Source organism: Paenibacillus agilis, from assembly GCF_007786455.1.
Taxonomy (GTDB): Bacteria; Bacillota; Bacilli; order Paenibacillales; family Paenibacillaceae; genus Paenibacillus_B; species Paenibacillus_B agilis.
The window spans coordinates 1,705,732-1,717,904 of sequence record NZ_VNJK01000001.1 but is presented as its reverse complement, the minus strand read 5'-3'; the positions used below and the strand labels follow the sequence as shown (position 1 = coordinate 1,717,904).

At 44.7% G+C, this 12,173-nt stretch carries 11 protein-coding genes; 5 read left to right on the top strand and 6 right to left on the bottom strand.

Going from position 1 to position 12,173, the window contains the following annotated elements:
* Positions 1 to 261: 261 nt before the first annotated feature.
* The 5 genes from FPZ44_RS07705 to leuC all read right to left on the bottom strand — a co-directional run bounded on the left by FPZ44_RS07705 (position 262) and on the right by leuC (position 4,847).
* Complete coding sequence (locus tag FPZ44_RS07705; RefSeq protein ID WP_144988942.1) at positions 262 to 1,119, bottom strand: TIGR02452 family protein; 858 nt, start codon at positions 1,117 to 1,119, stop codon at positions 262 to 264.
* Positions 1,116 to 1,682: an NADAR family protein gene (locus tag FPZ44_RS07700; protein WP_144991735.1), complete on the bottom strand. Its 567-nt coding sequence runs from the start codon at positions 1,680 to 1,682 to the stop codon at positions 1,116 to 1,118. Before FPZ44_RS07700 ends, FPZ44_RS07705 begins: the two co-directional genes overlap by 4 nt.
* Entirely contained in the window at positions 1,682 to 2,572 is an 891-nt protein-coding gene (locus tag FPZ44_RS07695) for an NUDIX hydrolase (RefSeq protein WP_144988939.1), read from the bottom strand. The genes FPZ44_RS07700 and FPZ44_RS07695 overlap by 1 nt, the downstream gene beginning before the upstream one ends.
* Positions 2,573 to 2,793: 221 nt before the next feature.
* Positions 2,794 to 3,408 (bottom strand): 3-isopropylmalate dehydratase small subunit, encoded by a 615-nt coding sequence (gene leuD / locus FPZ44_RS07690; RefSeq protein WP_144988936.1) that lies wholly within the window; start codon positions 3,406 to 3,408, stop codon positions 2,794 to 2,796.
* Between the two features lie 17 nt (positions 3,409 to 3,425).
* Complete coding sequence (gene leuC, locus FPZ44_RS07685; protein WP_144988934.1) at positions 3,426 to 4,847, bottom strand: 3-isopropylmalate dehydratase large subunit; 1,422 nt, start codon at positions 4,845 to 4,847, stop codon at positions 3,426 to 3,428.
* 192 nt (positions 4,848 to 5,039) lie between these two features.
* Between leuC and FPZ44_RS07680 the strand changes: the two genes are divergently transcribed.
* Positions 5,040 to 5,993, top strand: coding sequence for a LysR family transcriptional regulator (locus FPZ44_RS07680; protein ID WP_144988931.1), 954 nt, complete (start codon positions 5,040 to 5,042; stop codon positions 5,991 to 5,993).
* Positions 5,994 to 6,160: 167 nt separating this feature from the next.
* On the opposite strand, the gene FPZ44_RS07675 is transcribed toward FPZ44_RS07680, so the two are convergent.
* Positions 6,161 to 6,979: a carbon-nitrogen family hydrolase gene (locus FPZ44_RS07675; RefSeq protein WP_144988930.1), complete on the bottom strand. Its 819-nt coding sequence runs from the start codon at positions 6,977 to 6,979 to the stop codon at positions 6,161 to 6,163.
* Positions 6,980 to 7,130: 151 nt separating this feature from the next.
* Here FPZ44_RS07675 and FPZ44_RS07670 point away from each other — a divergent pair, with 151 nt between their 5' ends.
* From FPZ44_RS07670 to FPZ44_RS07655, 4 genes are all read left to right on the top strand, one after another.
* Entirely contained in the window at positions 7,131 to 7,667 is a 537-nt protein-coding gene (locus FPZ44_RS07670; RefSeq protein WP_144988926.1) for a type IV secretion system protein VirB6, read from the top strand.
* Positions 7,668 to 7,858: 191 nt separating this feature from the next.
* Positions 7,859 to 9,055 (top strand): pyridoxal phosphate-dependent aminotransferase, encoded by a 1,197-nt coding sequence (locus FPZ44_RS07665; RefSeq protein ID WP_144988923.1) that lies wholly within the window; start codon positions 7,859 to 7,861, stop codon positions 9,053 to 9,055.
* A gap of 648 nt (positions 9,056 to 9,703) precedes the next feature.
* On the top strand, positions 9,704 to 10,804 hold the full coding sequence (gene proB, locus FPZ44_RS07660) for a glutamate 5-kinase (protein ID WP_144988920.1): 1,101 nt from the start codon (positions 9,704 to 9,706) through the stop codon (positions 10,802 to 10,804).
* An 84-nt stretch (positions 10,805 to 10,888) separates the two neighbouring features.
* Positions 10,889 to 12,136: a glutamate-5-semialdehyde dehydrogenase gene (locus tag FPZ44_RS07655; RefSeq protein WP_144988917.1), complete on the top strand. Its 1,248-nt coding sequence runs from the start codon at positions 10,889 to 10,891 to the stop codon at positions 12,134 to 12,136.
* Positions 12,137 to 12,173 lie beyond the last annotated feature (37 nt).

Genomic DNA, 12,173 nt, shown 5'->3' with positions numbered 1-12,173 from the left:
ATAATGCAAAAAGTTGCGAGATTTTAATAAGTGGCATTATCATACAGCTTACCTGATTTCATTGTTAAATGCTGGGTTTAGATCCAAGCGTTAGGGTCATGATCTGCAATAATTATCGTATTTCTACGTGCATATAGTGCAAATAAAGTTCTCAGACGCTCCGCCTCAAAGGATCGACATGCTTCAATGGCTCGTCTCCATAACAATAATAGAAGGCGCACCTAGAAAAGCCTGCGCCAACATAACTCGCCCTCATCAGGATCAGATGCGGTAGCAACTAGCTCTAGAAAAGCTGACTCTGCCAAAAGCATCTTCAAATGCTCGTATACATGCTCCACCCTTTGTGTTATCCAGAACTGCAAACACGATCTCATCAAATAACTTGCTGTAGCCATCATCTTCGAGCAATTCTTTCCACCATCCAGCCACCTCAACTGGATGGTTGCGGAATACACCACAGCCATACGCTCCAAGAATCAAGTATTTATCCCCTCTATCCGCGAAAATAGCCAAAGCAAGACGCATCCGATCCTTCATCACCCGCTTAGCTTCGTTGCTATCTTCACCTTTTAATAACACTTGTCCGTAGTTAACGGCAGGCAGTGTCAATACAGAAGCTATTACCGGCTGCTCCAGCAATACAAACCGCTCATCTCGAAAAAATACAACATTGGGAGAATAAATAGCATAGTCGGTATACATCATTGTGTTGCAAGCACGGTTAGCCAAATAATACTCCTCATTACGTAGCTGAGTTCGATATAGGCCACTGGAAGCAGCCAGACTTTCCTCCTGCGCCATAGCGCCGTTCAGGAATCCACCGCCGGGGTTTTTCGCACTTGCGAAGTTAAGTAACCCGACTCCACTAGCCCCTCTGTTAGCAAAGTCCAGTATCGTTTTTACCGTAGCCTCTCTAGTAACTCGCTGCTCCGCTCGTTTCCCTTCTGCCGGCGGCTCGCAACCCCGTACCAGTTCTACTCCCCGCTCGGGTGTGATAAGAATACTATTATCCTCTGAATATTTCTGCAAATTAGAGAACTCTATTTTCTGGCCATTGATTGCATAATAGCCCTGCTCCATATAACGAAGCGTATCTTGTGCAATTTGCTTGCGACTCATATTACTCCCCTTTCTTTCTCTAATAACTGATCTCTTACCTCTGTCAGAGCAAACCCGAGTAAATTGGTTCCTCTCCATTTCATAGGATTGCTTGCGGCGGGATCTCCCTGAGCCATTCCGATACCCCAAATCCGATCAACAGGGCTCGCTTCTACCAATATTCTATTTTCCGTCGTTCTCAAATAACGCCAAAGTTCTATATTTTGTGAAAACTTTGCATAGTTGCCGCGCTTCACAATGTCATAGCCGTTACGATTCCAAATGTCGTTATCAAAGTTTCTTACCGCACGGCCGTATGCTTTCATTTCCTTCGGATGTTTGGCATTCATAATCTTCTTCAGCATTTCAACATCCTGAAACAGCCGTGCCTTCTCCGCCATCATGAACTGCTCGGTGCAGCTATATGTTTCACCATCTACAGTGAAATGACACTTCCACCACTGGCTGAAACAGCTTTGATTGATGCTACCGTTAGCAGGAGCCCTGTGCCCCCAGAAAAACAAATACTTGTATTTTTTGCCCGCCTGATAGGCTTGCTTCAAATCTACTAAAGAGTAAATCATCATATCCCCTCACGATTTCTCCTGAACAACCGCGATGGACGGTGCCCAGCATTTTCAGTGTAGTGATCGGTTTCCTCCACGAGATAAGCTACTTTACGTCGGAAAGCCGCCTTCAACAATTGTTTGTCCAGAATGACCTCATACACTTGCTGTAAGTTCGTTAAAGTGAACAACTTAGGCATTAGATGCAGCGCAATATCCGTATATTCTACCTTCCCCCGCAGACGCTCAATGGCATAGCTAATGATCTTGGCATGATCGAAGGCCAGGCCTTCATTCGAAATAATTGAATATTTCATAGCAGATGTAGCTTCCGTCGATGTCATCGTGCACTCTACCACGGATGTTAGCGTCACATCATGACCAATAAGCTTTAACTCATACTGCTTAGTCTTAATAAATCCGTCCTCCAGAAGCTCCTTCTGCTCCTTCAATAATCGGTAGTTCACGCTAAACCATGAAGCTTTATCTGCATCATCCCCAGCCTTAACCTGTACCTTAGAGCTGTCTATCAACGCCATGTAGGAACAGCTCATAACCCATGTACGCGGATCACGTCCCGGATCACTGAATGTGTACAACTGCTCCAAGTAGACATTGTCCACATTCGTCTCTTCTTTCAGTTCACGCAGTGCTGCCTGTTCCGTCGTCTCCGTAGGACGAACAAAGCCACCTGGCAGTGCCCAATTCCCCAGGTAAGGATGCCCTCCACGCTGAATAAGCAAGATTTGCAGCTCTTTCTTCGGCAGCTTGCGGTAATTGCTCTCTTCGGAATCCGTAACGGTGAAAATCGCCATATCCGTAGCAACTGAAGGGCGTTCATAATCACCCGCTCGATATTGCTTCAAAAATTCTTGTTCAGTCAGTCCGTTCATATCCCTTTGCTCCATATCACTACCACCTGTTAGTAACTTTTAGTTATTATCAACTTGTTAATATCAAAATACACAATTATCCACAGTTTGTAAAGGCTAATTTTCTTACTTCAATAAATCTTCAACGTAAGATAACAACACTTCTATAGGATTTCCAATCCAAAAAGATGATGACATGAACAAAAAAACCGCATTTTATGCGGTTTTTAATGTCCCTATGTTCTTATCACCCAAAATTAAGCTTGAACTGGATACGCAAGACGATCTTGATGGGATGCTTCATATGCAGCAATCTTGTCATCATGTTTTAGCGTCAAGCCGATATCGTCAAGGCCTTGGAGAAGGAATTGACGGCGATGCTCATCTAGATCAAAGGAATAAGAAAGTCCATGTTCATCTGAAATCGATTTGTTATCCAAATCAATTTGAAGTTGATAACCTTCATGCTTATCCGCACGTTGGAATAACTCCTCTACTTGCTCCTCTGAAAGGATAATAGGAAGAATACCATTCTTGAAGCAGTTGTTATAAAAAATGTCCGCATACGATGGCGCAATTACACAGCGGAAGCCAAAATCCAAGATCGCCCATGGAGCATGCTCACGTGAAGAACCACAGCCAAAGTTTGCTCTCGAGAGCAATACCGATGCGCCTTGGTAGCGCGGTTTATTCAGATTAAACGATTCAATCGTATTTCCTTGCTCATCGAATCTCCATTCAAAGAACAAGAACTGGCCAAAGCCGCTGCGTTCAATTCGCTTCAGAAATTGCTTAGGAATAATGGCATCTGTATCAACGTTGACTCGGTCTACAGGAGCAACAAGTCCTGTTAGTTTCGTAAATGGTTGCATCTGTTCGTCCTCCTCTACTAGTTCAACACTTCTGCTTTGAATTCCCAACTGCGTACATCAACGAATCGACCCTTAATCGCAGCTGCTGCTGCCATTGCAGGAGATACGAGATGCGTACGTCCACCACGGCCTTGACGGCCTTCAAAGTTACGGTTCGACGTGGATGCGCAGCGCTGACCTGGTTGAAGTACGTCTGGGTTCATCGCTAAGCACATACTGCAACCCGCTTCACGCCACTCAAATCCTGCTTCAGTAAAAATGCGGTCAAGACCTTCACGTTCCGCCTGCATCTTAACACGACCTGAGCCCGGTACAACGATTGCGGTTACGCGTTCACTAACCGTATGACCTTTAGCCACAGCAGCAGCCGCGCGCAAGTCTTCTATACGTCCATTTGTACATGATCCGATGAATACATAATCAATTTCAATCTCTGTCATTGGTGTACCTGGCGTAAGCGCCATATATTCCAACGCCTTCTCAGATGCTTTACGCTCGTTCTCTGTCTCGAAGTCAGCAGGGTTTGGAACAGAGGCAGTAATGTCTGTACCCATACCTGGACTCGTTCCCCATGTTACTTGTGGAATTAACGATTCAACATCGAACTCGATGACAACATCATAGAAAGCTCCCTCGTCGGTTACAAAATGCTTCCAACGCTCAACTGCTGCATCGTAAGCTTCGTCTTGCGGCACATATTGACGACCCCGTAAATAATTGAAAGTAGTCTCATCCGGCGCAATTAGACCAGCACGGGCTCCACCCTCGATAGACATGTTACAAACCGTCATACGCTCTTCCATCGTAAGCTCACGAATGGCATCACCTGTATATTCAATAACGTATCCAGTTGCAAAGTCCGTTCCGTACTTAGCAATAACGCCAAGAATCATATCCTTAGCCGTTACCCCTGCATTGCGCTTGCCTATAAAGCGAATTTCCATCGTCTTAGACGTAGCTTGCTGCAAGCATTGCGTCGCCAATACGTGTTCCACTTCACTCGTTCCAATACCAAATGCCAATGCTCCAAACGCACCGTGCGTAGAAGTATGGCTGTCGCCGCAAACGATGGTCTTACCTGGATGCGTCAATCCAATTTCCGGTCCCATTACGTGAACAACACCTTGATCGATATCATTCAAATCGAACAAACGAACACCGAAATCAGCACAGTTCTGTGAAAGTGTATCAATTTGCTGCTTGGAAATTGGGTCTGTAATGTTGAAGCGATCTTTCGTTGGAACGTTATGATCCATAGTCGCATAAGTCAATTCCGGACGACGAACTTGGCGACCGCTCAAACGCAAGCCTTCAAATGCTTGCGGGGAAGTAACCTCATGAACGAGATGCAAGTCGATATATAGAATGCTAGGCTTTCCTGTTTCCTGTACAATGACATGCTGATCCCAAATTTTCTCGTATAGCGTCTTCTTTGACATGTTTCCTCACCTCATCAAGTGATATGCAGCTTTTCTCTCTTTACAATTCTCTGTGAATCAGATGCGTTCGTCCCGCATTGACTGCGCCAATCTATTTATCTTGGGACTCAATATATCATTTCTTTCTTAATTGTTCCAAGATATAATATCTATAATATTGATAGGTTAAGACTATAAAGAGGAGGAAATACGGTGGAGATACGACAATTACAATACGCCATTCAGATTGCGGAAGAGCGTAATTTCTCACGCGCTGCGGAAAAGCTTCATATTGCGCAGCCTTCATTGAGTCAACAGCTATCCAAGTTGGAGAAAGAAATAGGCGTCCTATTGTTCCAACGAACGACCAATTCTGTAGAGCTCACACATGCTGGAACGGTATTCGTTGAACGAGCACAAGCGATTATCGACTCCTTGGAACAGCTCAAAAAAGAAATGTTTGATATTTCGCAAACCAAGGCCGGAAAGGTCACAATAGGCACGATGCCTATTACAGGCTCACACCTGCTGCCGCATGTGCTGCCCTCTTTCCATCGCAGATATCCTGATATTGAACTTGTCCTTACCGAAGAACCGTCGACTTCAAATCTAGTGAAACTGACAGCACAAGGCAAAAACGATCTTTGCCTGCTATCGCTTCCTTTGTCAGATCCATCGCTCGAATATGAGCCTATATTGGAAGAAGAAATTGTGCTGGCTGTACCGAGAAATCACCGATTAGCTGCGGCGACTATTTCTGAATTATCAACTGGAATACCACTAGCAGATGTTAAGGATGAGCCTTTTATTTTTTTAAAACGAGGACAAGGGTTCCGACAGATTACGATGGATTTATGCAGTCAAGCTGGCTTCGAGCCACGGATCGTGTTTGAGAGCAGCAATATTGAAACAGTTCAATCCCTTGTGGCTACTGGAATGGGCGTGGCACTTGTTCCAGCCTTTATTGCAACAGCACCGCGCAGTGAGTTCGTTCCACAATATGTTGCGCTTGAAGGACAGCCTTCTCGTACGCTCGTACTTGCCTATCGGAGTGGTAGATATATGTCTAAGGCAGCGGAAGCTTTTAAAGAAACGCTGCAAGATACGTTAGGTGCTCAATTTGGCAATCGCGTCCGGGCAGCTACGACAAATGCCAATATAACATAGCGGAATTTCACAGAGGCGGATGAAAGTAAGTCAGTTGAAGAAGATAGCATTTCATGATTCACAATTGGACCGAATGATAATGGAGAGTGGAAAATAATTGGTATAGATTAAAAAGAGGAGGGACAGCCCTCCTCCCTAACTATATTTTAGGTATATACGCTCCCGAACTACTTCTGCAATCGATATAGACTTTCACGTCTATCCTCGAATACTGGAATTCGGCTGCGGACTTCTTGTACCAATGAAATCGAGAGTTCGCCGTGAACCAGACGCTCCTGGTCATCTCCTTCTGCGATCAACTCTCCCCACGGATCTATAATCGTGGAGTGTCCAAAGAAAGAAGTTGGCTTGCCGTCCGACCCGATACTCGTACCCATCCGATTGCAAGCAACTACATACATTTGGTTCTCAATCGCCCGTGCTGTCAACAAGGTTTTCCAATGATGAAGTCGCGGATTAGGCCACTGAGCAGGGACAAATAGCACTTCAATCTGCTGCAAAGCCAAACTGCGGATATATTCCGGGAAACGTAAATCATAGCAAATGATAATTCCGCATTTTACTCCATCCAATTCGAAAATACCCAGCTCATTCCCACTATGTAAGTAAACATGTTCGTCCATTAATTTAAATAAGTGTGCTTTGTCATAGGAATAAATCAACTTGCCTTCTTTACTAACAACATAAGACCGATTCCGAATTTGTCCGTCTTCTTTTATTGCTACAGATCCCCCAACAATATGAACATGATGCAAAGATGCCAATTCTGTCAGCAGCTGCAATGTTTGCTTGCCACCCTCATCTGCCAGCTCATGCACACGGTCAAGTGCATAGCCTGTATTCCACATTTCAGGAAGAACAATAACATCAGGTTGATGAGCTGCAACTGCCGCTTCAATCTGCTTTATAACTTCATCTACATTACGTTCCGGCTCTCCAATTCGAATATTCATTTGAATGGCACATACGTTCCACATCTTATTCATCGACAACCCTCCAAAATATGTAGTTTCTACCATCATACCCTTTCATGGAAACACGTCAAGCTGGGTACAGTAAGGAAAGCAGTTTCATGTTCACAATTTGTTGTTTTCTTAATGATTTCGCCACTATAGATCCATGGTTAGGAGTTGAAGTATGAATTTTACAGCTGCACAAGTCAAAACTTTACGCAAAATATGTACCTTACTATGTGCTGCCCTGCTTGTCGTAATGCCGAATGCTGTTGGCGCGATTGCAGAACATCAACATATGACGAAAACGCGATTTGCTCCTGCTACCTCACCTGAGCAGACATCACAACCTTTGCCGCAAGTTCAACTATTTGATATGCAGCAAGAGCGGATCGTAAAGACGTTACCTAACACGCCTGCCGTTCAAGCAGAAGCGACAAAATGGCTGCAATCGGTCACCGGCCTATCTCCACAGTTAAATATAGGAAGTAAGTGTGGTTACATCGTTCGTATCGCCCTTGCCAATCCATTTCAGGTGAAGCTGCCAAGAATTGATTTTCAAACCAATGATGTATTTCTCATTTATTGTCCGGACAAGAAGCCTTTGTTACTCGTATTTACACCTGAGCGGAAACCGTTCCTACTCGAATTTAAACATAATGTCCAACCATTTATGGAAGAGCTGATGAAGCCAATGCTTCCGGGCGCGGAACAACAATAATAGTTAGGATGAATAGCTTCAAAATTGAGGATCGTTAATTTGTGCAAAAAAGCTGTACACACTAGGAAAAACATGCTAAATTATCGATTTAAGGCAAGTATTATAGATGCCTAATCGCTGAAGCTAACATTGCACCAATCACGTGCATAAGCATGGCATGTCAAATTATATTCCGGAGTGTGAGAGAAAAAATGACCATAAGCTCTAAAAGTTCCTTTCCTATCGTTCCTGCGTCGCGCATGCAGCATTTGCCGACGCAGTTTTTTGCACAATTGGTAAAAAAAGCGAATGCACGCATGGCAGCAGGTTATGATGTCATTAATCTAGGTCAAGGTAATCCTGACCTTCCCACACCCGATCATATTGTTCAAGCGATGAAGACGGCGGCAGAGAAGCCTATATATCATCGCTACCCACCCTTCAGCGGCTTTTCTTTTTTGAAGGAAGCTGTTGCTAAACGATACTTCGAAGATTATCAAGTTGAACTTGATCCTGAGACTGAAGTAGCCGTTTTGTTTGGCGGAAAGACAGGGCTCGTTGAACTTAGTCAAATATTGCTCAATCCAGGGGATGTATGCTTAGTTCCCGATCCTGGTTACCCAGATTATTGGTCTGGCGTTGTCCTATCTGGCGCTGAAATGTCTATGATGCCTTTAACGGAATCCAATGACTATTTGCCAGATTATGATGCCATTTCAAGCGAAACTTTAAAACGTGCTAAGTTGATGTTTTTAAATTACCCAAACAATCCGACATCAGCGATCGCGAATGCAGCCTTTTATAAACAAACCGTAGAGTTTGCAGAGCGCAATCAAATTGTTGTGGCGAGCGACTTTGCTTATGGCGCCATCGGCTTTGATGGCCATACACCTGTTAGCTTCCTTCAAACCCCTGGTGCAAAGGAAGTGGGTATTGAATTCTACACGATGTCCAAAACGTATAGCATGGCAGGGTGGCGTGTAGCATTTGCTGTCGGTAATCCTGAATTAATAAAACTCATTAACCTGATGCAGGATCATATGTATGTTAGTTTGTTCGGAGCGGTTCAAGATGCTGCAGCTGCGGCTCTTAACGGACCACAACAATGTGTACATGATCTTGTTCATACGTACGAGACACGACGCAACACACTATTCGATAGCATGAAATCAATTGGTTGGGAAGCCAAACCTTCACCAGGTTCCTTTTTTGCCTGGCTGCCTGTTCCTTCTGGCTACAGTTCTGCTTCCTTTGCCGATTTGCTCCTGGAACAAGCAAACGTCGTCGTGGCAGCTGGAATTGGCTTCGGAACACATGGCGAAGGCTATGTACGTGTTGGCCTACTCGCTGATCAGTCACGATTGCAAGAAGCTATAGACCGTATAGGTAAGCTGAAATTATTTGGTTAATCAGTGATAATAACTGCTGTAATCCAACATATATTTTTTCAATGATGTCAAATCTAATATTGTTCGCTCTAGTCGCGCAAACTGATTGTAATAAAAACGCTGGCGTTTCACTCCTTTACAGCGATGTTATCTCATGGTAAACTACTGAGAAATTAAGCAGTGGAAATACAAGAAATCTAATCTTGAAACGCGATGACAGGACCAGTACATGAGCAAGGCACGATTAGAGAGCGGGAGCCACCGGCTGAAAGCCCCGCCGTAGCCCCTCGTCGAAACCTACCCTTGAGCGGTCAGCATGGATTCATGTCGCCATGGCAATATGCCATCTCATGTGGAGTTACATGTATGCGATGAGTCCTGACCTGAACGGAACTCCTCCGTTATTGGATAAAGCAGGAAGAACCCTGGGATGTTATCTAGATCTACATAACACATTCCGTTTCTTCAACTAAGGTGGTACCGCGGAAGCCAAGACTTTCGTCCTTTATTGGATGAAAGTCTTTTTTTGTTTGTTAATGGCAGCTCCATAAACAACTAAACAACTTTCCGGATATAGCTACTCTCTGCTTAGGTAAAGCGTCAGATTAGATTTAGATGGCTTGTACCTATTTCACTTGCAAACCTAAAGAATTATTGAAGGTGAATCCGATGAATCAACGTATTGTCGTCAAAATAGGCAGCAGCTCACTAACGTCCGAACAAGGCGGATTAGATCGCAGCAAAATTGCCTTCTATGCTAATGAGCTCCTTTCAATCATAGCGAATGGACACCAAGTCGTTCTAGTCACATCTGGTGCAGTTGCAGCAGGTTTTACGCAAATCGGCTACAGCACTCGTCCAAAACAACTTCATGAGAAGCAGGCAGCTGCAGCAGTCGGTCAAGCGCTCCTCATGCAAGCGTATCAAGAACAACTTAATTCACAAGGCGTCACTGCTGCGCAAATTTTACTGACAAGACAGGACTTTGCGAATCGCAAGCGTGGACATAATGCATGGATGACTATTGAAGAATTAATCAAACAAGGCGTCATTCCTATCGTCAACGAAAATGATACCGTATCTGTCGATGAGCTGAAGTTCGGTGATAATGACACATTATCAGCACTTGTAGCTAATCTCGTACATGCAAACCAGCTAGTCATTATTACAGATACAGATGGACTGTATACAGCAGACCCACGCAAGGATCCGGATGCTAAGAAGTTTGAACATATTGAAACGATTACCGAAGAAATCTACGGTTATGCTGGTGGAGCTGGAAGCTCTGTTGGTACAGGCGGGATGCGCTCTAAATTGGATGCTGCTAAAATCGCAATGCGAGGCGGTGTTAAGGCATTCGTTGGAAGCGTTCAACAAGATGGGGATTTGAGACGTGCGGTAGAAGGAATTGGTGCAGGCACATACTTTGCAACAAAACAGAACGGCCTACCTGTCAAGAAACAATGGCTGGGCTTCCACTCTACTCCGCTCGGCACGATCGTCGTAGACGCAGGTGCAGAGCAAGCCTTACTAGGCAAAGGCTCCAGCTTGCTCCCTGTAGGTGTGCATCTTGTTCAAGGAGACTTTCACGCAGGAGATGTTGTTGAAGTAACCGGTATCGACGGCAAAGTCATCGGTCGAGGAATCGTCAATTATGAACATGACCAATTGATGCAAGTGGCGGGCTGCACAACTGCTGATGTATTGAAGAAACTAAACGTACCTCGGATTGAAGTTATCCATAGAGATGAATGGGTTACATTGCGCTAAGCACAATTCATTACCGGGATTACCCGGTTATCATAATTATTTAACTGAATAATAGAAGGACAGTTGTAAGAGGAGGAACCAGAGATGAGTGAAGTTAAAAACAAGGCGCTGCTTGCCAAGCAAGCGGCGGTCATTATGAATCGTTTAACGACAGAGGAGAAAAATAACGCCTTGCTGCGCATGGCCGACCAACTCATTACGGATCAACAATCGATTATCGAAGCAAATAAACTCGATTTGGAACGTGGCAGAACAAATGGAACCAGCGCATCGCTGCTTGATCGACTCGCCCTCAATGAAGAACGTATTGCTGACATTGCACAAGGTCTTCGCCTTATCGTAAATCTGCAAGATCCTGTTGGCGATGTTCTACACGCATTCGAGCGCCCGAATGGCTTGAAGATCGAGCAAATACGTGTACCTCTCGGTGTCATCGGCATGATTTACGAAGCACGCCCTAACGTAACAGTCGATGCTGCAGGACTTTGTCTTAAGACGGGAAATACGGTAGTTCTCCGCGGTGGCTCAGCTGCCCTTGAAACGAACAAACGTATCGTAGCTGTACTTCATCAAGCATTACGCGAAACAGCAATTCCTGTAAATGCTTTGCAGTATATTGAAGATGCAGATCGTGCATCTGTAGATGAAATGCTGACTTTAAACGGAATCTTAGATGTAGTCATCCCTCGTGGAGGAGCTTCCTTAATTCAAAATGTAGTGCGCAATGCCACTGTGCCGGTAATTGAGACAGGTGCAGGCATTTGTCACACGTTTATCGATGTAAGTGCTAACGCTGAGATGGCTCATCAGATCGCTTACAATGCTAAAGTTCAGCGTCCATCCGTTTGCAATTCTATGGAGACGCTGCTTATCCATCGCGACTATGATGTGGAGCAGACCCAGAAGCTGCTGCAAGCCTTCCAAGAACGTGATGTAGAATTGCGAGGTTGTCCGCGTACACAACAACTTGTTGAAACTATCACACTTGCAACCGATCAAGACTACAAAACCGAGTATAACGATTATATTCTTAACGTTCGCATCGTCGATTCTCTCGAAGAAGCACTGCAGCATATCTCCCAATTCGGGACGAAGCATTCTGAGTGCATTGTTACAGAGAGTGACGAGCATGCAGCACGCTTCTTACAAGAAGTTGATGCTGCTGCTGTATACCATAATGCATCTACTCGCTTTACAGATGGTTTCGAGTTCGGCTTCGGCGCTGAAATCGGAATCAGTACTCAGAAGCTGCACGCTCGTGGACCGATGGGTCTGCCTGCATTGACATCTAGTAAGTACAGAATAAGCGGCACTGGACAAATTAGAGGTTAATCTCAAGTGTAATTCGTCATAAGTGCCTTCACCCGTC

Coding starts and splice junctions, on each gene's coding strand:
- FPZ44_RS07655 (WP_144988917.1), top strand. CDS start 10,889: ATGAGTGAAGTTAAAAACAAGGCGCTGCTTGCCAAGCAAGCGGCGGTC.
- leuD (WP_144988936.1), bottom strand. CDS start 3,408: ATGCAACCATTTACGAAACTAACAGGACTTGTTGCTCCTGTAGACCGA.
- proB (WP_144988920.1), top strand. CDS start 9,704: ATGAATCAACGTATTGTCGTCAAAATAGGCAGCAGCTCACTAACGTCC.
- FPZ44_RS07695 (WP_144988939.1), bottom strand. CDS start 2,572: ATGGAGCAAAGGGATATGAACGGACTGACTGAACAAGAATTTTTGAAG.
- FPZ44_RS07665 (WP_144988923.1), top strand. CDS start 7,859: ATGACCATAAGCTCTAAAAGTTCCTTTCCTATCGTTCCTGCGTCGCGC.
- FPZ44_RS07700 (WP_144991735.1), bottom strand. CDS start 1,682: ATGATTTACTCTTTAGTAGATTTGAAGCAAGCCTATCAGGCGGGCAAA.
- FPZ44_RS07705 (WP_144988942.1), bottom strand. CDS start 1,119: ATGAGTCGCAAGCAAATTGCACAAGATACGCTTCGTTATATGGAGCAG.
- FPZ44_RS07675 (WP_144988930.1), bottom strand. CDS start 6,979: ATGAATAAGATGTGGAACGTATGTGCCATTCAAATGAATATTCGAATT.
- FPZ44_RS07670 (WP_144988926.1), top strand. CDS start 7,131: ATGAATTTTACAGCTGCACAAGTCAAAACTTTACGCAAAATATGTACC.
- leuC (WP_144988934.1), bottom strand. CDS start 4,847: ATGTCAAAGAAGACGCTATACGAGAAAATTTGGGATCAGCATGTCATT.